This is a genomic window from Pseudomonas sp. NPDC086566, assembly GCF_050280885.1.
GTDB lineage: Bacteria > Pseudomonadota > Gammaproteobacteria > Pseudomonadales > Pseudomonadaceae > Aquipseudomonas > Aquipseudomonas vlassakiae.
The window spans coordinates 111,671-133,011 of record NZ_JBNNWD010000001.1 but is presented as its reverse complement, the minus strand read 5'-3'; the positions used below and the strand labels follow the sequence as shown (position 1 = coordinate 133,011).

Here is a 21,341-nt window from a genome sequence, read left to right as displayed (position 1 = left end):
TGCGCCTCGAAGCCAGGAATCAAGCAGCTGATTTTGCATGGAAAATCTTGACCAATTTGGCTTCTTGTCAAGTGCGTCAAAATGGTGAAAGGCCTCACCATTTTGGGGATTTGATAAATTTATCCTTAATTATCAATAAGTTATGACAGATATAAGCATATAAAATTTTTTCTTGAACAATCCTGAAACTGCATCTAGATTCCAATCTTGTCAGGCCTGACAGGATTAAACCCCCTCCTTCAGCCACTGGCGCATAACAATTCCAAAAGCCGGCTCAGACCGGTCAGCCTGCGAGGAAGACGGCATGTCCCTGTTGATCCGTGGCGCCACCGTGGTTACCCATGAAGAGAGCTATCCCGCCGATGTCCTGTGTGTCGACGGCCAGATCCGCGCCATCGGCAAAGGCCTCGAAGCCCCTACCGACTGCGAGATCCTCGACGGCAGCGGCCAGTACCTGATGCCCGGCGGCATCGACCCGCACACTCACATGCAGCTGCCCTTCATGGGCACGGTCGCCAGCGAGGACTTCTTCAGCGGCACCGCCGCAGGGCTGGCCGGTGGCACCACCTCGATCATCGATTTCGTCATCCCCAACCCGCAGCAGTCACTGCTCGAGGCCTTCCACACCTGGCGCGGCTGGGCGCAGAAGAGTGCGTCCGACTACGGTTTCCACGTTGCCATCACCTGGTGGAGCGAACAGGTCGCCGAAGAAATGGGCGAGCTGGTGAGCAAACATGGGGTCAACAGCTTCAAGCACTTCATGGCCTACAAGAACGCCATCATGGCGGCCGACGACACCCTGGTGGCCAGCTTCGAGCGCTGCCTGCAACTGGGCGCCGTGCCCACGGTGCATGCCGAGAACGGCGAGCTGGTCTACCACCTGCAACAAAAACTGCTGGCCCAGGGCCTGACCGGGCCGGAAGCGCACCCGCTGTCGCGCCCTTCGCAAGTCGAAGGCGAAGCCGCCAGCCGCGCCATCCGCATTGCCGAGACCATCGGCACACCGTTGTACGTGGTGCATATCTCCAGCCGTGAGGCGCTGGATGAAATCACCTACGCCCGGGCCAAGGGCCAGCCGGTGTACGGCGAGGTGCTGCCGGGGCACCTGCTGATCGACGACAGCGTCTACCGCAACCCGGACTGGGCCACCGCCGCCGGTTACGTGATGAGCCCGCCGTTCCGCCCGCGCGAGCATCAGGAGGCGCTGTGGCGCGGCCTGCAATCGGGCAACCTGCACACCACCGCCACCGACCACTGCTGCTTCTGCGCCGAGCAGAAGGCCATGGGCCGCAACGACTTCAGCCGCATCCCCAACGGCACGGCCGGCATCGAGGACCGCATGGCAGTGCTGTGGGATGCCGGGGTCAACAGCGGGCGCCTGTCGATGCACGAGTTCGTCGCCCTGACTTCGACCAACACCGCGAAGATCTTCAACCTGTTCCCGCGCAAGGGGGCCATCCGCGTCGGCGCCGACGCCGACCTGGTGCTATGGGACCCGCAGGGCACGCGCACCATTTCCGCCCAGACCCACCACCAGCGGGTCGACTTCAACATCTTCGAAGGCCGCACCGTGCGCGGCATCCCCAGCCACACCATCAGCCAGGGCAAGGTGCTCTGGGCCGATGGCGACCTGCGCGCCGAGCCTGGCGCCGGGCGTTACGTGGAGCGTCCGGCCTATCCCTCGGTATACGAGGTGCTGGGCCGACGCGCCGAGCAACAGCGCCCGACCCCCGTTCAGCGCTGACCTGAGCCGCATTGCCGTACCGGCCCTCAGAGGCCGGGCGGCGCCGTATTGCCGTTGACTGCCACGACCAAAAAAGAAAAGAGAGGCTACAACCGTGATCGATGCCCTGAACCACTTGCCGCGCCCGCGTGCCGGCAGCGACCAACTGGCCGAGCGTTTCACCGACCTGGCCCCGCCGCTCACCGCCCGCCAGGCTGCCGTCGAGAGCGCCCGCTGCCTGTACTGCTACGACGCCCCCTGCGTGAACGCGTGCCCGAGCGAAATCGACATCCCGTCGTTCATCCACCGCATCAGCGACGAGAACCTGCAGGGCGCCGCCGAGCGCATCCTGTCGGCCAATATCCTCGGCGGCAGCTGCGCCCGCGTGTGCCCCACCGAGATCCTCTGCCAACAAGCCTGCGTGCGCAACAATGCCCAAGAATGCGCCCCGGTGCTGATCGGCCAGTTGCAGCGCTACGCCGTGGACAATGCCCATTTCAGCGAGCACCCGTTCCAACGTTCGCCGGCTACCGGCAAGCGCATTGCCGTGGTGGGTGCCGGCCCTGCCGGGCTGTCGTGCGCCCACCGCCTGGCCATGCACGGCCATGAGGTGGTGGTGTTCGAAGCCAGCGAAAAGGCCGGTGGCCTCAATGAATACGGCATCGCCCGCTACAAACTGGTGGACGACTATGCCCAGCGCGAAGTGGAATTTTTGCTCGGCATCGGTGGTATCGAGATCCGCCACGGCCAGCGCCTGGGCGCCAACCTTGGCCTGGGCGAGTTGCGCGAACAGTTCGACGCGGTGTTCCTCGGCCTGGGCCTGAACGCCGTGCGCGAGCTTGGCCTGGACGACGAACACGCCCCCGGCCTGCTCGCCGCCACGGCCTACATCCGCGAACTGCGCCAGGCCGACGACCTGTCGCAACTGCCACTGGCCGACCGCTGCCTGGTGATCGGTGCCGGCAATACCGCCATCGACATGGCCGTGCAGATGAGCCGGCTGGGTGCGCGCGATGTCAACCTGGTGTACCGCCGCGGTTACCCTGACATGGGCGCTACCGGCCATGAGCAGGACATCGCCAAGGCCAACCAGGTGCGCCTGCACACCTGGGCTCGCCCCGACGCCGTACTGCTCGATGACCACGGCCGCGTGCGTGGCATGCGCTTCATGCGCACCGAACAGGCCGACGGCCGCCTGCGCGACACCGGCGAGACCTATGAACTGGCTGCCGACGCCATTTTCAAAGCCATCGGCCAGCGCTTCGACGACGCCAGCCTCGGCGACCCGGTTGCCGCGCAACTGGCGCGAGACGGCGAACGCATCCGCGTCGACGACAACCTGCGCACCAGCCTCCCGGGCGTGTACGCCGGTGGCGACTGTACCGCCCTGGGCCAGGACCTCACCGTCCAGGCCGTGCAACACGGCAAGCTGGCCGCCGAAGCCATCCATGCCCAACTCATGCTCAACGTGGAGGCAGCGTAAATGGCCGACCTGTCCATCGAATTCGCCGGCATCAAGGCGCCCAACCCCTTCTGGCTGGCTTCCGCGCCACCGACCGACAAGGCCTACAACGTGGTCCGCGCTTTCGAGGCCGGCTGGGGCGGCGTGGTCTGGAAGACCCTGGGCGAGGACCCGGCGGCGGTCAACGTGTCGTCACGTTATTCTGCGCACTACGGCCCCAACCGCCAGGTGCAGGGCATCAACAACATCGAACTGATCACCGACCGATCGCTGGAGATCAACCTGCGGGAAATCACCCAGGTGAAGAAGGACTGGCCCGACCGCGCACTGATCGTGTCGCTGATGGTGCCGTGCGTGGAAGAGTCGTGGAAATTCATCCTGCCGCTGGTGGAAGCCACCGGCGCCGATGGCATCGAGCTGAACTTCGGCTGCCCGCACGGCATGCCTGAGCGCGGCATGGGCGCGGCGGTCGGCCAGGTGCCGGAATATGTGGAGATGGTCACCCGCTGGTGCAAGATGCACTGCTCGCTGCCGGTGATCGTCAAGCTCACGCCGAACATCACCGACATCCGCCAGTCGGCCAGGGCCGCCCACCGCGGCGGCGCCGATGCCGTGTCGCTGATCAACACCATCAACTCGATCACCAGCGTCGACCTGGACCGCATGGTCGCCCACCCCATCGTCGGCGATCAGAGCACCCACGGTGGTTACTGCGGCTCGGCGGTCAAGCCGATCGCCCTGAACATGGTCGCCGAGATCGCCCGCGACCCGCAAACCCATGGCTTGCCGATCTGCGGCATTGGCGGGATCGGCAACTGGCGCGATGCCGCCGAGTTCATCGCCCTGGGCAGCGGTGCGGTGCAAGTGTGCACGGCGGCGATGCTGCATGGCTTCCGCATTGTCGAAGACATGAAAGATGGCCTTGCGCGCTGGATGGACCAGCACGGCCACCGCAACCTGCAAGCTTTCCGCGGGCAGGCCGTGGGGCATACCACCGACTGGAAGTACCTGGACATCAACTACAAGTCGGTGGCGCATATCGACCAGGATGCCTGCATTGGCTGTGGCCGCTGCCACATCGCTTGCGAGGACACATCGCACCAGGCGATTGCCAGCACCCTGAAAGCTGACGGGACCCATGCCTACAGCGTGATCGAGGACGAATGCGTGGGCTGCAACCTGTGCCAGATCACCTGCCCGGTGGAGGACTGCATCGAAATGGTCGCGCAGGACACCGGCAAGCCTTACCTCAACTGGACCCAGGACCCGCGCAACCCCTACCGCGAGGCCAGTTGAAGCCATCGGGGCCACTGCGTGGCCCATCGCGGATGAATCCGCTCCTACAGGTACCGCGCCGCATTCACGGCTGCGCGTTACCTGTAGGAGCGGATTCATCCGCGATGGGCCGCACGGCGGCCCCGTTGTTCAAGGTTCCAGACCTATCCCGCGCAAGATCACACAAGTCACCGTCTGCACCGCACGTTCGAACGCCCCATCGGACAACGGCTCACCTTCGTTCAGCAACGCCACCTGGTAGCCGAAGTCGGCATAGTGCTGCGTCGACGCCCAGATCATGTAGAGCAGCGCCGAAGGCTCCACCGGCAGGATGCGCCCCTCCGCCACCCAGCGGCGGATCTTGTCTTCCTTGAGCTTTGCCCACGGCACCAGGCTTTCCGCCAGGTTCACCCCCAGCACCGGCGCCCCATGCAGCATCTCCTCAGCCCAGATCTTCGAACCCAGCGGCCGTGAACGCGAATGGCCCATCTTGGCGCGGATGTAGCTGGTCAGCACCACCCGCGGGTCGTCGAAGTTCTCGAAGCACAGCGCGTCCTGCTTCCACACATCCAGCAGGTCCTGCAGCACTGCGCGGAACAACTCATCCTTGGTGCTGAAGTAATAATGCAGGTTGGAACGCGGCAGCTCGGCCTGCTCGGCGATGTCACCCATCGAGGTGGCGCCATAACCCTTTTCGGCGAACACCTTTTCTGCGGCGACGAGGATCTTCTCGATATTGCGACGGCGGATTTCGATCTTGTGGTTGGCCATCAGGCTTGGGCCTCCCGATCATGGCCGCTAACGTTCATGCATACTCCTTGCCGAATGGGTTTGCCCTAGTCTACTCCGGGACTTGACGACGCCCCTAGTCACATCGTGCCCGATCCCGCGCCGGGCTTTGTGCCCGGTGCAGGTTCAGCGCGGTGTTGATGATGCCGATGTGGCTGAACGCCTGGGGGAAGTTGCCGAGCATGCGCTTGCCGGCAGGGTCGTACTGCTCGGCCAGCAGGCCGACGTCGTTGCACAACCCGGTGAGCGTTTCGTACAGTGCCTGGGCCTCGGCCTTGCGCCCCAGCAGCACGTACACATCGGCCAGCCAGAACGAGCACACCAGGAACGTGCCCTCCCCTGGCGTCAGCCCGTCGCTGCAGCTGTCGCTGTCGTAGCGCATCAGCAGGCCGTTCTTCAGCAGGCGTTGCTCGATCTGCACCAGGGTCCGCTGAAAGCGCGGATCCTCGGCCGGCAGGAAGCCGGTCAGGGCGATCTGCAACAGGCTGGCATCGATCTCGGCCGAGCCATAGGCCTGGACGAAGTGCTGGCCGCTGGCATCGAGCCCACGGGCGCAGACCTCCTGATGAATCTGATCAGCCACTTGCCGATAGTGACGGCCCTGCTCGCGGCCTTCTTCGGTGGTGTCGGCCAGCCCCGCGGCACGGTCGAAGGCAACCCAGGCCATGACCTTGGAATGGACGAAATGCTGGCGGCCACCGCGCACTTCCCAGATGCCTTCGTCCGGGTCACGCCAGATACGCTCGACATAGGGCAGGATCAGCCGGGAGATCGCTGCGCTGCGCGGGTGACGCGGCAAGCCGCCCTTGATCGCCTGGGCCATGGCATCGGCCAGTTCGCCATAGATGTCCAACTGCCTCTGCTCAGCAGCCGCATTGCCAACCCTGACCGGCTGCGAGTGCTCGTAGCCGGCCAGCCAGGGCAAGGTGTATTCCTGCAGGTCACGCTCGCCAGCAAGGCCGTACATGATCTGCATCTGTTCGGGGTTGCCAGCCACCGAACGCAGCAACCATTCACGCCAGGCCTGGGCTTCATCGAAGTAGCCAAGGTTCATGAACGCCAGCAAAGTCATGGTGGCGTCGCGCAGCCAGCAGAAGCGGTAGTCCCAGTTGCGTTCGTGGCCGATGCGTTCGGGCAGCGACGTGGTGACCGCTGCGACGATACCGCCGGTGGGCGCGTAGGTCATGGCCTTGAGGGTGAGCAGCGAGCGCCGCACCAGGCCGGTGTAGGGGCCGACCTCAGGGCAACGGTCAGCGAAGGCCTGCCAGTGCGAGAGGGCGTATTGCAGCGCCTGGTCGATGTCGCAGTCCGGCTGCACCGGCAAATGCGAGGACTGGTGACGCAGGCTGAAGACCTGCCGCTCGCCGGCACCCACGCGAAAACGGGCGGCGGTGTGATGATCAAGGCCATGGGGCTCCACGCTGCTGCTCAGGATCACGCGGTCGGGGCCGGCCACCGCACTGAGGGTCAGCGGGTCGAGTTTCTCTACCCAAGGCACACTGCGGCCGTAGTCGAAGCGCAGCACCAGGTCCATTTCGAAGTGGGTTTCGCCGGACAGGCCCTCGACGATGCGCACCACCGAATCGACTTCGCCCAGCGGCATGAAGTCGAGCACTCGCGCGCGGCCGCTGGCAGTGACCCAGGTGGTTTCCAGTACCAGGGTGTCGCCCAGGTACCGGCGACTGCTGTGTTCGACGGGGTCACTGGGGGCCAGGCGCCAGCGGCCATTCTCTTCGTTGCCCAGCAATGCAGCGAACACCGCAGGGGCGTCGAAGCGCGGCAGGCATAACCAGTCGATCGAGCCGTCGCGGCTGACCAGGGCGGCGCTGCGACAGTTGCCGAGCAGCGCGTAATCTTCGATAAGGGCGGGCATTGCACCTCCTTTATGGGTTGCCTGTGCCGGCCTCTTCGCGGGTAAACTCGCGAAGAGGCCGGCACAGGCAGCACACAGCGATCATCCCAGCTTGTGCCACTCCCGCTTGTCGCGCGCCAGCAACTCGGTGCCTGCCTCGGGGCCATCCTCACCCGCCGGGTACTCATGCACCTCGCCGCCCTGGGCCCAGGCATCGAGGAATGGCTGCACCGCGCGCCAGCCGTTCTCGATGTTGTCGGCCCGCTGGAACAAGGTCTGGTCGCCGGTCAGGCAGTCGTAGATCAGCGTTTCATAGCCGGTGGCCGGGGTCATCTTGAAGAAGTCTTTGTAGGCAAAGCCCAGCTCGATGTTCTCCATCACCAGTTCCGGCCCCGGCCGCTTGGCCTGCAGGTCGAACCACATGCCTTCGTTGGGCTGGATCTGGATTTTCAGGTAGTTGGGCTTGGGCCGTTCCAGCTCCGACTCGCGAAACTGCGCGTAAGGCGCCGGCTTGAAACAGATGGCGATCTCGGTGTCGCGCACGCTCATGCGCTTGCCAGTGCGCAGGTAGAACGGCACCCCGGCCCAGCGCCAGTTGTCGATCATCACCTTGAGCGCCACGTAGGTTTCGGTCTGACTGTCGGCGGCGACGTTGTTTTCCTGCCGATAGCCCGGCAGCTGCTTGCGGCCCTGCTTGCCCGCCGTGTACTGGCCACGCACCGAGTTCTTCAGGGCCATTTTTGCCGACCACGGGCGGATGGCGCCGATCACCTTGGCCTTCTCGCCCCGCACGGCATCGGCGGCAAACGCCGCCGGTGGCTCCATGGCCACCATCGCCAGCAGCTGGAACAGGTGGTTGGGCACCATGTCGCGCAGCGCGCCGGTGTTGTCATAGAACGCACCGCGGGTCTCCACTCCGACTGTCTCGGCGGCAGTGATCTGCACATGGTCGATGTAGTGGTTGTTCCAGAACGACTCGAACAGGCCATTGGAGAAGCGGCTGACCAGAATGTTCTGCACCGTTTCCTTGCCCAGATAATGGTCGATACGGTAGATCTGCCGCTCGCTCATCACGTTCAACAGGCAGGCATTGAGCGCCTCGGCACTGGCCAGGTCGGTGCCGAAAGGCTTCTCCACCACCACGCGCCGAAAACCACCGGCCGACTCGTCGAGCAGCCCGGCTTCGCCCAGGCGCTGAGCCACCTCGGGGAAGAAACGTGGCGAAGTGGCCAGATAGAAAATGGCATTGCCATGGCTGGTTTTTTCGATGCGCCTGGCCAGCGCCGCATAGGTCGCCGGGTCAAGGAAATCGCCGGTCTGGTAGTCCAGGCGCTTGGCCAGCCGCGCCCAAAGTTTTTCGTCGAGGCACTTGGCAGCCCCCTCGCCGCCTTTGTCGCGGGCCTGCATGAAGCCATGCAGGCGCTCGGCGAATTCAGCGGCCGTGGCCGGGTTGTGGTCGACGCCGACGATGCGCAGGTTGCGGTCCAGCAACCCGTCACGGCTGAGGTTGTAAAGCGCCGGCATCAGCAGGCGCTTGACCAGGTCACCGTTGGCGCCAAACAAAAACAGCGTGCAGGGCGGAGCAGCAGGAATGGTCTGTTGAGTCATCAGTCTTTTTTCTCGACGTGGCCACCGAAGCCCAGGCGCATGGCCGACAGGATCTTGTCGCCATAGGTGCCCTGCTGCTGGCGCGAGCGGAAGCGGGCGAACAGCGCACTGGACAGCACCGGCACCGGCACCGCCTGTTCGACGGCGGCGTCGATGGTCCAGCGGCCTTCGCCACTGTCGGACACCGAGCCACTGAACTGCGCCAGCTGCGGGTCGGCCACCAGCGCATCGGCAGTGAGGTCGAGCAACCAGGAGGTGACCACGCTGCCACGGCGCCAGACTTCGGCGATCTCGGCCACGTTCAGGTCAAAGCGCTGGTCTTCCGGCAGCTCGGTGCCGCCTTTGCTGCGCAACAGGTCGAAGCCTTCGGCATAGGCCTGCATCAGGCCGTACTCGATACCGTTGTGCACCATCTTCACATAGTGCCCTGCGCCAGGCGGGCCGGCATGGATATAGCCGTGCTCGGCACGTTGGTGCTCACCGCTGCGGCCGTGAGTACGTGGAATGTCGCCGACGCCCGGTGCCAGTGCCTTGAACAGCGGTTCAAGGCGCTCGAACACCGCCTTCTCGCCACCGATCATCATGCAGTAACCGCGGTCCAGGCCCCACACGCCGCCGGAGGTGCCGACATCCAGGTAATGCAGCCCGCGCTTGCCCAGTTCGGCCGCTCGGCGCATGTCGTCCTTATAGAACGTGTTGCCACCGTCGATGATGGCATCGCCCGGTTCCAGCAGCTCGGCCAGCTGGGCGATGGTCTGCTCGGTAGGTTCGCCGGCTGGCAGCATCACCCATACCGCCCGTGGCGCCTTGAGCTTCTGCACCAGGGCGCCAAGGTCGTGGGCACCTTGGGCGCCTTCGCCTTCCAGCCCGACCACGGCTTCACGGTTACGGTCATGCACCACGGTGCGGTGGCCGGCGCGCATCAGCCGCCTTGCGATATTGCCGCCCATGCGGCCCAGCCCGACGATTCCCAATTGCATGAGCCGATGCTCCCCTTACGAAATAAATGACAACCACAGTTCAACTTTTCAGATTAGTCCAGCACGGCGCCTGAGGGTTCAGCGACGAACGGCGTGACAACGTTAAACAAAAAAGTTCCCTTAGGCAGAGAAAGAATTCAGAATGCGCGCCGCGTGAAGCGACTACGCTTTAACTGTCACCAGCCAAAACCGCGAGGTGTGCCATGGGTACCTTGATGCCTGCTACTCCAACCCAGACCCTCTATGTCTCCATGCGCCGCGATGAGCTGCGCAAGTTGAAGGACGAACGTGACCAGCTGCGCCAGCAGGTCGCTCAATTGCACATGCTGCTGGAACAGGCGCGTAGCGACGACAGCAAAACCGTCGGCTTCTGACTCATCCCCTCCCCTGGTGGGAGCTTCGCGCTCCCACAGTGCTGTAGCCCCGCCCCATTCTGGTGCACGACACGTCGATCAGTCACCTGATGGCGCACGCGTGAGTCAGCCCTGCCCCACCCTCGAACAGCCCTGTCCATATCCGGTCACACACGCCAACGTTTGCGTCTATTGCGCTCATAACGGAAGTGACCAGTGGGTCACCTTTTTATCTCCCGCTCTCCTACACTCAGGTTTCGGCCCGCCATTTGCTCAGAGGAAGAGCGACGTAAAAAAGTCGAACTTTTGGAAATGGTGGCGGGTCAGCAACTAAGTAGGCCAGACGCAAAGGACTTCCTTCGCACGGCCCGCCTACCCCAACCAGTCCAAGCGCTTTCGGCCGGAATGCTGATCGCGTTGTGCCTGCACGCACGACTTCGGGGCATGGATAGCATCACGCAATTGCCGAATCAGAGAGAACCCGCACGAGATAACACCAAGGGTGCCAGCACCCTGCCAACACTTAGGGACGGAGAGAAGTATGATCAGTGCCGCTGTCGAGCCTCACGTAGAGTCATTCAAACCGGACAACCGCGAGCCGCTTACCCCGGATTTCGCCAAGACAGGCACGGCACCCGGCGCCCAGCGCCAGCACAACCCCAACAAGCGCAAGATCCTGTTCGTCACCTCGGAAATCGCCGACCTGGTCAAGACCGGCGGCCTCGGCGACGTTTCTGCGGCACTGCCACGCGCCCTGGCGCACCTGCATGATGTCCGGGTGTTGATCCCGGGTTACCCGCAGGTGGTGGAAAGCGACAATCCGATCCACATCGTCGGTGAGCTCGGCGGCCACGCTGCCCTGCCCCCTTGCAAGATCGGCCGCATGGACATGGCCGACGGCTTGGTCATCTATGTGCTGATCTGCCCCGAGCTGTACCAGCGCGACGGCACCCCTTACGGCGCCAACAATGGTCGCGACTGGCCGGACAACCACATCCGTTTCGCCCGTCTGGGCCTGGCCGCAGCGGAGATCGCCGCCGGCGAAGGCATGATTCACTGGAAGCCCGAAGTGGTGCATGCCCATGACTGGCCCGCTGGCCTGGCGCCGGCCTACATGCACTGGCGCGGGCTGAGCACACCGACCCTGTTCACCATTCACAACCTGGCCTACCAGGGTGTCTACAGCCGCGGCTGCAGCCCGGAGCTGGCGATACCCGACCATGCCATGCAGCAGGAAGGCATGGAGTTTTACGGCAAGCTGTCGTTCCTCAAGGCCGGCCTTGCCTACTCCAGCCACATCACCACGGTCAGCGCTACCTACGCCCAAGAGATCACCACCCCGGAATTCGGCTGTGGGCTCGATGGCTTCCTGGCCAGCAAGGCCCAGCAAGGCCTGCTCGGCGGCATCCCCAATGGCATCGACGAAAGCTGGGATTCGGCTACCGACAAGCATCTGGAGCACAACTTCAGCATCAACGACTGGGAAGGCAAGGCACGTAACGCCGACGCCGTGCGCAAGCTGTTCGGGCTGCAACCATCCGAAGGGCCGCTGTTTGCCGTGGTTTCGCGGCTGGTCTACCAGAAAGGCCTGGACCTGACCTTGGGCGTTGCGGACTACATCGTCGAGCAAGGCGGGCAGATCGCGATCATCGGCCGCGGTGAGCCGGAAGAGGAACAGGCCATGCGCGAGCTGGCCCTGCGTCACCCTGGCCGTATCGGGGTACGCATCGGTTTCAACGAAACCGACGCCCGGCGTATGTTCGCCGGCAGCGACTTCCTGCTGATGCCTTCGCGATACGAGCCTTGCGGCCTGAGCCAGATGTACGCCCAGCGCTTCGGTTCGCTGCCGGTGGCACGCAACACCGGCGGCCTGGCCGACACCATCGAGAACGGCGTTACCGGCTTCCTGTTCGATGAATCGACCGTCGAGAGCTACCGCGAAGCGCTGAGCCGTGCCTTCTACACCTACGGCAAGAAGGACCTGCTCAATGCCATGCGCTGCCTGTCGATGACCCAGCCGTTCAACTGGTGCCAGGCGGTGGAACCCTACGCGCGCCTCTATGAGGACCTGGTCAAGCAGGCCCACCTGAGCCACTACTGAGCGGGGTTAGAAGATGCACAGGCATGGCGCACACCTCATGGACGCCACGTCGGCGCGCTTCGCCCTGTGGGCGCCCGATGCGCGCAACGTGAGCTTGGAACTGGAACAGCAGCCCGCGATCGAGCTGCTGCCCGAAGACGGCGGCTGGTACACCGGGGTCGCCCCGTGCCGGGCCGGTGACCGTTATCACTATCGCATCGACGGCGAACTGCAAGTGCCTGACCCGGCGTCGCGCTACCAACCCGAAGGGGTGCACGGGCCGAGCCAGGTCGTGGATGTCGGCGCCTTCGACTGGCAGCACCCGTGGCAGGGCCGGCCCTGGCACGAGGCGGTGATCCAGGAACTGCACGTCGGCGTGCTCGAGGGCTACCAGGGGGTCGCCCGGCAGCTGCCGAGGCTGGCCGAGCTGGGCATCAGCGCCATCGAGCTGATGCCGCTGGGCCAGTTCCCCGGTGAACGTAACTGGGGCTACGACGGTGTACTGCCCTATGCACCGCAGCACAGCTATGGCAGCCCGGAACAACTGTGCGCGCTGGTAGATCAGGCCCATGGCCACGGGCTGATGGTGATGATCGACGTGGTCTACAACCACTTCGGCCCGGACGGCAACTACCTGCACCAGTACGCCAGCCCGTTCTTCAGGGAAGACCGCCAGACACCCTGGGGCGCCGCCATCGATTTCCGCCGCCCAGAGGTGCGCGAGTACTTCATCCAGAACGCCCTGATGTGGCTGTGCGACTACCGCTGCGATGGCCTGCGCCTGGATGCGGTGCACGCCATCGACCAGCCCGACTTCCTGGTCGAACTGGCGCAACGGGTGCGCGCGGCGGTGGAACCGGGCCGGCATGTGTGGCTGGTGCTGGAGAACGAGCACAACCAGGCCTCGCTGCTGCAACAGGGTTTCGATGCCCAGTGGAACGACGATGGCCATAATGCCTTGCACGTCCTGTTGACCGGGGAAACCGAAGGCTACTACGCCGATTACCAGGAAAAACCCATCGAAAAACTGGCCCGCTGCCTGTCCGAAGGCTTCGTGTTCCAGGGCCAGGCCAACCGCCACGGCACGCCCCGCGGCGAACCCAGCGGGCACCTTGAACCCACTTCGTTCGTGTTGTTCCTGCAAAACCACGATCAGATCGGCAATCGCGCCCTTGGCGAACGCCTGACTCGCCTGTGCTCGCCAGCGGCGTTGCGTGCGGCCACTGGCCTGCTGCTGCTGGCGCCGATGATCCCGCTGCTGTTCATGGGCGATGAAGAGGGCAGCTGCCGACCGTTCCTGTTCTTTACCGACTTCCACGACGAACTGGCCGATGCCGTGCGCGAGGGCCGGCGCGGCGAGTTCGCCCACTTCAAGGCGTTCGCCGACCCCGAGCAACGCGAACACATACCCGACCCCAACGCCGAGCAGACCTTCGAGGCATCGCGGCCGCAAAACAAGCAGGTGATCGCTGGCTGGCACGGCCTGTATCAGCAACTGCTCGATGTGCGCCAGCGCCATGTCATCCCGCACCTGCCCGGCACCCGTGCACTGGGCGCCGTGGTGCTGGGCGACCAGGCCCTGACCGCACGCTGGCGCCTGGGCGATGGCCGTATCCTGCGCATCGACCTGAACCTGGCCGCGACGCCGCAGGTCGTTGAACTGCCTACCGCACAATGGCGCCTGTTCGACAGCAGCGACACCCGCCACCCCGATACCGCGCTTTCCGCCTACAGCTGCGTGGTCAGCCTGCTTCCACCTGGCCAGGAGCACCCATGAGCGAAACCGCCCTGCACCGACTGGCCGCCCGCGTAGGGCTGGCCCGCGACTGGATCGACGCCAACAACCGGCCACAACAGGTCAGCGACGAGGTCCTGCGCAAGGTCCTCGACGGCCTGGGCCACCCCGCTGGCGATGAGGCTGCCATCCAGGCCAGCCTGCGCGCCGTGGAAGCCGCCGAAGATGCCGAGCACTTGCCCCCCCTGATCACCGCCGAGCTTGACCAACCGCTGCCACTGGGGCGCTACTTCCCGCCAGGCAGCGCCGTGCGCTGTACTCTGGAAAGCAACCGCCTGCAGTACCTGACCCTCGATGCCCAGGGCAACCTGCCCGGCGGCCTGCCAGTCGGTTATCACCTGCTGCAGATCAACGACCGCAGCTTCACCATTGCCGTGGCACCGCCGCGTTGCTGGAGCCTGGTTGACGCCGTCGACGAACCACCGCCGCGCTGCTGGGGCCTGGCCGTGCAGCTTTACAGCCTGCGCCGCCCAGGCGACGGCGGATATGGCGATTGCCTGGCCCTGGAGCAGCTGGCACGCAGTGCCGCCGAACGCGGCGCCGACGCCCTGGCGATCAGCCCCATCCATGCCCTGTCAGCCATCGACCAGCAACACTACAGCCCCTACTCGCCGTCCAGCCGCCTGCTGCTCAATACCTTGTACGCCAGCCCCGCCGCGCTGCTGGGCGAACGCGCCGTGCGCATGGCGATCGAAGCCTGCGGCCTGGAACAGGTGCTCGAAGACCTGGAACAACGCCCGCTGGTGGACTGGCCCCGCGCCGCCGACGCCCGCCTGCGGCTACTCGAAGCGCTTTACCTGGATTTCAGCCAGGCCGACCACCCGCTGCGCAAAGACTTCGACAGCTTCCGTGAGGCCCGTGGTCAGGCCCTGGAGCACCACTGCCGCTTCGAAGTGCTGCAGGCGCATGCCGTCGAGCATGGCCTGGGCGCCGACTGGCGCAACTGGCCCAGCGCCTGGCACGACCCGTACCACCCGGAAGTCGAAGCCTTTGCCAACGCGTATCCGGCCAGGATCGAATTCCACGCGTTCTGTCAGTGGTTGACCGAACGCAGCCTGCAACGCGCCCAGCACGCCGCACGCAGCAATGGCATGGCCATCGGCCTGATCGCCGACCTGGCCGTCGGTGCCGATGGCGCCGGCAGCCAGGCCTGGAGCCGCCAGGACGAGCTGCTGGCCAACCTCAAGGTCGGCGCGCCGCCCGATATTCTCAACCGCTCGGGCCAGGACTGGGGCATTTGCGCCTTTTCTCCCGAAGGCCTCAAGCGTAATGGCTACCGTGCCTTCATCGAGATGCTGCGCGCCAACCTGGCCCATGCCGGCGGCCTGCGCATCGACCATGTGATGGGGCTGCGCCGGCTGTGGCTGATCCCGCGTGGCTGCAAGCCCGACCAGGGCGCCTACCTCGACTACCCGGTGCAGGACCTGCTGCGCCTGCTGGCTCTGGAGTCGGTACGCCACCAGGCGATCATCCTGGGTGAAGACCTCGGCACCGTGCCCGAGGGCCTGCGCGAGCAGCTGGCGGCCAAGGCCATACTGGGCATGCGCGTGCTGCCGTTCGAACAGACCCAGCCCGGCCAATTCAAACCGATCCTCGACTGGCCGGACGATGCCCTGGCCACCACCGGCACCCATGACCTGGCGCCATTGGCCGGCTGGCTGCAAAGCCGCGACATCGACTGGAGCCAGCGCCTGGACCTGATCGACGCCGCTACCGAGCTGCACTGGCGCCACGATCGGCAAAAGGAACGCGAAGGCCTGCGCCGCACGCTGGAAGCCAACTACGGCCCGCTAGCGGACAACGACGCGCTGATCGATGCCGCCATCCGCTACGTCGGCCACACCCGCGCCCCGTTGGTGCTGGTCCCACTGGAAGACCTGCTGGGCAGCGACGAGCAGCCCAACCTGCCTGGCACCACCAGCGGCCACCCCAACTGGCGCCGGCGCTTCGCCGCACCGGTGCACGAACTACTCGATGACGAAGACGCCGCACGGCGCCTTGAACTGCTGGCCCAGGCCCGCGAACAAGCCTGGGAGCGTGACCGATGAAACCACTGACCGCGACGCTACGCCTGCAATTTCACAGCGACTTCAGCCTCGATGACGCGGTGCCACTGGTGCCGTACTTCGCCCGGCTGGGCATCAGCCACCTGTACGCCTCGCCGATCCTCAAAGCCCGCGCTGGCTCGCGCCACGGTTACGACGTGGTCGACCCGACCTGCGTCAACCCCGAGCTGGGCGGCGAGGCTGCGTTGCAACGGCTGGTGGCTGCGCTGCGCCAGCATGGCATGGGGCTGATCCTCGATACCGTGTCCAACCACATGGCCGTGGGCGGCGCCGACAACCCGTGGTGGCAGAGCCTGCTGGCCTGGGGCCGGCGCAGCCCCTACGCGGAGTTCTTCGACATCCAGTGGCACTCCAGCGACCCGCTGCTGGCCGGGCAGCTGCTGCTGCCGTTCCTCGGCAGCGACTACGGCGTGGCGCTGAAGAACGGCGACATCCCGCTGCAATTCGACGAGCAATCGGGCGTACTGCAGATCGCCCACTATCAGCATCGCTTCCCGATCTGCCCGCTGGACTATGGCTGGATCCTCGCACAGAGCCCCGAGCCGGCACTCAAGGCCCTGGCGGAGCATTTCACGGCCTTGCGCGAATCCCCCGATCCACTGGCGAACGCATTGCCACTGCACGCCGAACTGGCGCGCCTGGTGGGTGAAGGCGCGGACCTGGAGTCGGCATTGATTGCCTTCGACAGCCGCAGCGAAAGCGGCTTCAAGCGCCTGCACCTGCTGCTCGAACGCCAGACCTACCGCCTCGCCAGCTGGCGCACCGCCGCCGATGACATCAACTGGCGGCGCTTCTTCGACATCAACGAACTGGGCGGCCTGCGGGTGGAGCGTAGCGCGGTGTTCGAAGCCACCCACGCCAAGCTGTTCGAACTGATCGAGCGCGGCTTGGTGGACGGCCTGCGCATCGACCATATCGACGGCCTGGCCGACCCGCGCGGCTATTGCCGCAAGCTGCGCCGTCGGGTCGACAGCCTGCTCGCCAGGCGCCCCCTGCAGGCTGCGCTGGAGCACTTCCCGATCTACGTGGAAAAGATTCTCGGCACCGACGAACACCTGCACCGCGACTGGCTGACCGACGGCACCACCGGCTACGAGTTCATGAACCAGGTCTCGCTGTTGCAACACGACCCGGCCGGTGAAGCGCCGCTGACCGAATTGTGGGCGGCGGTCAGCGAGCGCCCCGCGTTCCCCGAGGAGGTACGCCTGGCGCGTCATCTGGTGCTCAATGCCAGCCTCGCCGGCGATTGCGAATCCGTCGCCCAGGCGTTGTTGCAGGTCGCCCGTGACGACCTGATGACCCGCGACCTGACCCTTGGCGCGATTCGCCGCGCACTGCAAGCGCTGGTTGCGCATTACCCGGTGTATCGCACCTACTTCAATGCCTGCGGGCGCCCGGCCGAGGATGAACGCTTCTTCCAGCAGGCCCTGGCCAATGCCCGCCAGGACCTTGGCGAGGCCGACTGGCCGTTGCTCGACCAGCTCGAGCAGTGGCTCGGTGGCCAGCCCTGGCGCCAGCTGCCACCGGGCCGGCCACGCAAGCACCTGCGCCATGCCTGCGTGCGCTTCCAGCAGCTCACCGCACCCAGTGCCGCCAAGGCTGTGGAAGACACCGCCTTCTACCGCTCGGCACGGCTGCTGTCGCGCAACGATGTCGGCTTCGAGGCCGAGCGCTTTAGCGCGGTCGCCGAGCATTTCCACAACGAGGCTCAGCGGCGCCTGCGTGACTTCCCCGACAACTTGCTGGCCACCGCCACCCACGACCACAAGCGCGGCGAGGACAGCCGTGCTCGCCTGGCCGTGCTGAGCGAGCGTGGGCCCTGGTTCGCCAGCCGCGTGGAACACTGGCGCGAGCTGGCCGCGCCGCTGCGTGAGCAACTGGATGACGGCGTGGCCCCCAGCCCCGGCGACGAGCTGTTGCTGTGGCAGACGCTGCTGGGCAGTTGGCCACTCGCGCTCGACCTGCACGACGACAACGCACTGCGCCAGTACGCCGAACGTATCCGCCAATGGCAGCAGAAGGCCCTGCGCGAAGCCAAGCTGCGCAGCAGCTGGAGCGCGCCCAACGAGGCCTATGAGGCGGCCTGCGCCGCTTATGTCGACGGCTTGCTGCTGGGTCGGGAAAACCAGCAGTTGCGCCAGTCGCTGGCCGATGCCGCACACCTGATCGCCTGCCCCGGCGCGCTCAACAGTCTGGTGCAGAGCCTGCTGCGCATGACCGTGCCGGGCGTGCCCGACTTGTACCAGGGCAATGAATACTGGGATTTCAGCCTAGTCGACCCGGATAACCGCCGCGCCGTGGACTACGCTTGCAGGCGTCGCACCCTGGACGATGACAGCGGGCCCGGTGAGCTGCTGGCGCACTGGCGTGACGGCCGCATCAAGCAGGCCCTGATCGCCCGCGTGCTGGACTGCCGCCAGGCCCACGCCGAGCTGTTCCGACGCGGGGCCTACCTGCCGCTGCAGGTGCAGGGCCGGCATGCCGATCAGGTCATTGCCTTTGCCCGCCTGGGTGAAGGCCAACGCGCCATCGTCGTCGCCCCGCGCCTGGCCTGTGGCCTGCTCGGTGGCGCCGCTACACCGTTGATCCCGGCACAGAACTGGGACGATACCCGGGTGATCCTGCCGTTTGCCTTGTCGCCTGCCACTTGGACTGGACTTTTCGGCGGCGCCGCTGTCAGCCCTACAAGGGAGCTGATGTTGAGCGCGGTCTTGGCGGAATTCCCAGTCAACCTGTTGATTGAACATGCATAGCATTCAGGAGTGTCGTGATGAGTGTCGAAGAAAAACGAGTACGCGAATTCGCTTACCAGATCTGGGAATCGGAGGGTAAGCCGGAGGGTCAGGAGGAACGCCACTGGGACATGGCACGCAAGCTTGCCGAGGCCGAAGCGCTGGCCCCCAAGGCGGCACCGCGCAAGCGGGCGCCGGCCAAGCCCAAGTTAGCGGCTGAGCCGAAGGCGGCGGCGTTGCCTGGGGCCAGCAAACCGGTGGCTGCCAAGAAGCCTCGGGCGGCGAAAAAGCCGACTGCTGGTTAAGCCTGTGCCGGCCCTTTCGCGGCTAAAGCCGCTCCCACAGGTTCTCCACTGCCTTTGAGGGCAATGCAATTGCTGTGGGAGCGGCTTTAGCCGCGAAGAGGCCGCTGATCCCCGCATTACTCCCTCCATTACGGCCAATCGAGGATTGCCATGAGCCCGCGCACCCCAAAGAAAACCCGCTCCGTCGCCCCAACCCGCATCCGCGAAGGCCAGCCTTTCCCCCTCGGCGCGACCTGGGACGGCCTGGGGGTCAATTTCGCCCTGTTTTCGGCCAATGCCACCAAGGTCGAGCTGTGCCTGTTCGACTCCACCGGCGAGCAGGAACTCGAGCGCATCGAGCTGCCCGAGTACACCGACGAGATCTACCATGGCTACTTGCCTGATGCGCATCCCGGACTGGTCTACGGTTATCGCGTTTACGGCCCCTACGAGCCGGAAAACGGCCACCGCTTCAACCCGAACAAATTGTTGATCGACCCCTATGCCAAGCAATTGGTCGGCAGCCTGAAATGGTCCGAGGCGCTGTTCGGCTACACCATTGGCCACCCTGATGGCGACCTGTCGTTCGACGAACGCGACAGCGCGCCGTTCGTGCCCAAGTGCAAAGTCATCGACCCGGCCTTCACCTGGGGCCGCGACCAGCGTGTGCAGGTCCCTTGGGAGCGCACGATCATCTATGAAGCCCACACCCGCGGCATCAGCATGCGTCACCCTGCCGTGCCGGAAGAACTGCGTGGCACCTTCGCCGGCCTTGCCAACGACGAACTGCTCAAGCACATCAAGGACCTGGGCGTGTCGAGCATCGAGCTGCTGCCGATCCATGCCTTCGTCAACGACCAGCATCTGCTCGACAAGGGGCTGAACAACTATTGGGGCTACAACAGCATCGCCTTCTTCGCACCCCACCCGCGCTACCTGGCCAGCGGCAAGATTGCCGAATTCAAGGAGATGGTCGCGCACCTGCATGACGCAGGCCTGGAGGTGATCCTCGACGTGGTCTACAACCACACCGCCGAGGGCAACGAACGCGGCCCGACCCTGTCGATGCGTGGCATCGACAACGCCTCTTACTACCGCCTGATGCCCGACGACAAGCGCTACTACATCAACGATTCCGGTACCGGCAACACCCTCGACCTCAGCCACCCGTGCGTACTGCAGCTGGTCACCGACTCGCTGCGCTACTGGGCGGGCGAAATGCATGTCGACGGCTTCCGCTTCGACCTGGCGACCATCCTGGGCCGTTATCACGACGGCTACAGCGAGCGCCACGGCTTCCTGGTCGCCTGCCGCCAGGACCCGATGCTCAGCCAGGTCAAGCTGATCGCCGAACCCTGGGACTGCGGCCCAGGTGGCTATCAGGTCGGCAATTTCGCGCCGGGCTGGGCCGAGTGGAACGACCGCTTCCGTGACACGGCACGGGCCTTCTGGAAGGGCGACGAAGGCCAGCTGGCCGATTTCGCCGCACGTATCACCGCTTCGGGGGACCTGTTCAACAACCGCGGGCGCCGGCCATATTCCTCGGTCAACTTCATCACCGCCCACGATGGCTTCACCCTGCGCGACCTGGTGTCGTACAACGGCAAACACAACGAAGACAACGACGAGAACAACCAGGACGGCACCGACAACAACCTGTCGTGGAACTGTGGTGCCGAAGGCCCGACCGACGACCCTGGAATCAACGCCCTGCGCATGCGCCAGATGCGCAACTTCTTTGCCACGCTGCTGCTGGCACAGGGTACGCCGATGATCGTCGCCGGCGATGAATTCAGCCGCACCCAGCATGGCAACAACAACGCCTATTGCCAGGACAGCGAGATCGGCTGGGTCAACTGGGACCTGGATGACGAAGGCAAGGAACTGCTGGCCTTCGTCAAGCGCCTGACCCGCCTGCGCCTGGCCTACCCGGTGCTGCGCCGCTCGCGCTTCCTGGTCGGTGATTACAACGAGGCGATCGGGGTCAAGGACGTGACCTGGCTGGCGCCCGACGGCAACGAGATGAGCGTGGAGCAGTGGGAAGACCCGCACGGGCGTTGCCTGGGCATGCTGATCGATGGCCGCGCCCAGGTCAGTGGTATCGCCCGGCCGGGGTCGGAGGCGACCATGCTGCTGATCTTCAACGCACACCATGACGTGGTGCCGTTCCAGCTGCCAAGCGTGCCGGAAGGTGATTACTGGAGCTGCCTGATCGATACCGACCGGCCGGAGATGCGCAAGCCGCAGCATCTGCAGTTCGACAGTACCTTTGAGGTCAAGGGGCGGTCGTTGTTGCTGTTGGCATTGCAGCGCGAGGAAGAGTGAGCCGCAAGAGGCTCACC

General features: G+C 65.0%; 14 protein-coding genes. 10 read left to right on the top strand and 4 right to left on the bottom strand.

The window, feature by feature from the left end; translation table 11 throughout:
* Nucleotides 1-304: 304 nt before the first annotated feature.
* The 3 genes from hydA to preA all read left to right on the top strand — a co-directional run bounded on the left by hydA (nucleotide 305) and on the right by preA (nucleotide 4,481).
* Nucleotides 305-1,744, top strand: a complete 1,440-nt coding sequence (gene hydA / locus ACQKPS_RS00590; protein WP_254480607.1) for a dihydropyrimidinase — start codon at nucleotides 305-307, stop codon at nucleotides 1,742-1,744.
* Between the two features lie 94 nt (nucleotides 1,745-1,838).
* Nucleotides 1,839-3,206: an NAD(P)-dependent oxidoreductase gene (locus tag ACQKPS_RS00585; RefSeq protein ID WP_254480608.1), complete on the top strand. Its 1,368-nt coding sequence runs from the start codon at nucleotides 1,839-1,841 to the stop codon at nucleotides 3,204-3,206.
* Nucleotides 3,207-4,481 (top strand): NAD-dependent dihydropyrimidine dehydrogenase subunit PreA, encoded by a 1,275-nt coding sequence (gene preA, locus ACQKPS_RS00580; RefSeq protein WP_254480609.1) that lies wholly within the window; start codon nucleotides 3,207-3,209, stop codon nucleotides 4,479-4,481.
* 129 nt (nucleotides 4,482-4,610) lie between these two features.
* Here preA and ACQKPS_RS00575 read toward each other — a convergent pair whose 3' ends face one another.
* From ACQKPS_RS00575 to gnd, 4 genes are all read right to left on the bottom strand, one after another.
* Nucleotides 4,611-5,231: a TetR/AcrR family transcriptional regulator gene (locus ACQKPS_RS00575; RefSeq protein ID WP_254480610.1), complete on the bottom strand. Its 621-nt coding sequence runs from the start codon at nucleotides 5,229-5,231 to the stop codon at nucleotides 4,611-4,613.
* Nucleotides 5,232-5,325: 94 nt separating this feature from the next.
* A complete protein-coding gene (locus tag ACQKPS_RS00570; RefSeq protein ID WP_254480611.1) occupies nucleotides 5,326-7,122 on the bottom strand; it encodes a glycoside hydrolase family 15 protein in 1,797 nt (598 codons plus the stop codon).
* An 81-nt stretch (nucleotides 7,123-7,203) separates the two neighbouring features.
* On the bottom strand, nucleotides 7,204-8,709 hold the full coding sequence (gene zwf, locus ACQKPS_RS00565) for a glucose-6-phosphate dehydrogenase (RefSeq protein ID WP_254480612.1): 1,506 nt from the start codon (nucleotides 8,707-8,709) through the stop codon (nucleotides 7,204-7,206).
* Nucleotides 8,709-9,689 carry a phosphogluconate dehydrogenase (NAD(+)-dependent, decarboxylating) gene (gnd, locus tag ACQKPS_RS00560; RefSeq protein WP_254480613.1) on the bottom strand — a complete coding sequence of 327 codons (981 nt, stop codon included), beginning with the start codon at nucleotides 9,687-9,689 and terminating at the stop codon, nucleotides 8,709-8,711. Before gnd ends, zwf begins: the two co-directional genes overlap by 1 nt.
* Before the next feature lie 203 nt (nucleotides 9,690-9,892).
* Between gnd and ACQKPS_RS00555 the strand changes: the two genes are divergently transcribed.
* The 7 genes from ACQKPS_RS00555 (at nucleotide 9,893) to glgX (ending at nucleotide 21,324) form a co-directional block, all read left to right on the top strand.
* Complete coding sequence (locus tag ACQKPS_RS00555; protein WP_254480614.1) at nucleotides 9,893-10,063, top strand: DUF6026 family protein; 171 nt, start codon at nucleotides 9,893-9,895, stop codon at nucleotides 10,061-10,063.
* Between the two features lie 520 nt (nucleotides 10,064-10,583).
* Entirely contained in the window at nucleotides 10,584-12,143 is a 1,560-nt protein-coding gene (glgA, locus tag ACQKPS_RS00550) for a glycogen synthase GlgA (protein WP_313316713.1), read from the top strand.
* Nucleotides 12,144-12,156: 13 nt separating this feature from the next.
* On the top strand, nucleotides 12,157-13,899 hold the full coding sequence (gene treZ, locus ACQKPS_RS00545; RefSeq protein WP_254480616.1) for a malto-oligosyltrehalose trehalohydrolase: 1,743 nt from the start codon (nucleotides 12,157-12,159) through the stop codon (nucleotides 13,897-13,899).
* Nucleotides 13,896-15,965, top strand: coding sequence for a 4-alpha-glucanotransferase (malQ, locus tag ACQKPS_RS00540; protein WP_427602104.1), 2,070 nt, complete (start codon nucleotides 13,896-13,898; stop codon nucleotides 15,963-15,965). The genes treZ and malQ overlap by 4 nt, the downstream gene beginning before the upstream one ends.
* Nucleotides 15,962-18,736 (top strand): malto-oligosyltrehalose synthase, encoded by a 2,775-nt coding sequence (locus ACQKPS_RS00535; RefSeq protein ID WP_427602102.1) that lies wholly within the window; start codon nucleotides 15,962-15,964, stop codon nucleotides 18,734-18,736. The genes malQ and ACQKPS_RS00535 overlap by 4 nt, the downstream gene beginning before the upstream one ends.
* Before the next feature lie 14 nt (nucleotides 18,737-18,750).
* Nucleotides 18,751-19,020, top strand: coding sequence for a DUF2934 domain-containing protein (locus tag ACQKPS_RS00530; RefSeq protein WP_254480619.1), 270 nt, complete (start codon nucleotides 18,751-18,753; stop codon nucleotides 19,018-19,020).
* 150 nt (nucleotides 19,021-19,170) lie between these two features.
* Nucleotides 19,171-21,324 carry a glycogen debranching protein GlgX gene (glgX, locus tag ACQKPS_RS00525; protein WP_254480620.1) on the top strand — a complete coding sequence of 718 codons (2,154 nt, stop codon included), beginning with the start codon at nucleotides 19,171-19,173 and terminating at the stop codon, nucleotides 21,322-21,324.
* Nucleotides 21,325-21,341: the final 17 nt, after the last annotated feature.

Coding starts and splice junctions, on each gene's coding strand:
- hydA (WP_254480607.1), top strand. CDS start 305: ATGTCCCTGTTGATCCGTGGCGCCACCGTGGTTACCCATGAAGAGAGC.
- preA (WP_254480609.1), top strand. CDS start 3,207: ATGGCCGACCTGTCCATCGAATTCGCCGGCATCAAGGCGCCCAACCCC.
- ACQKPS_RS00575 (WP_254480610.1), bottom strand. CDS start 5,231: ATGGCCAACCACAAGATCGAAATCCGCCGTCGCAATATCGAGAAGATC.
- ACQKPS_RS00570 (WP_254480611.1), bottom strand. CDS start 7,122: ATGCCCGCCCTTATCGAAGATTACGCGCTGCTCGGCAACTGTCGCAGC.
- zwf (WP_254480612.1), bottom strand. CDS start 8,709: ATGACTCAACAGACCATTCCTGCTGCTCCGCCCTGCACGCTGTTTTTG.
- gnd (WP_254480613.1), bottom strand. CDS start 9,689: ATGCAATTGGGAATCGTCGGGCTGGGCCGCATGGGCGGCAATATCGCA.
- ACQKPS_RS00555 (WP_254480614.1), top strand. CDS start 9,893: ATGGGTACCTTGATGCCTGCTACTCCAACCCAGACCCTCTATGTCTCC.
- glgA (WP_313316713.1), top strand. CDS start 10,584: ATGATCAGTGCCGCTGTCGAGCCTCACGTAGAGTCATTCAAACCGGAC.
- treZ (WP_254480616.1), top strand. CDS start 12,157: ATGCACAGGCATGGCGCACACCTCATGGACGCCACGTCGGCGCGCTTC.
- malQ (WP_427602104.1), top strand. CDS start 13,896: ATGAGCGAAACCGCCCTGCACCGACTGGCCGCCCGCGTAGGGCTGGCC.
- ACQKPS_RS00535 (WP_427602102.1), top strand. CDS start 15,962: ATGAAACCACTGACCGCGACGCTACGCCTGCAATTTCACAGCGACTTC.
- glgX (WP_254480620.1), top strand. CDS start 19,171: ATGAGCCCGCGCACCCCAAAGAAAACCCGCTCCGTCGCCCCAACCCGC.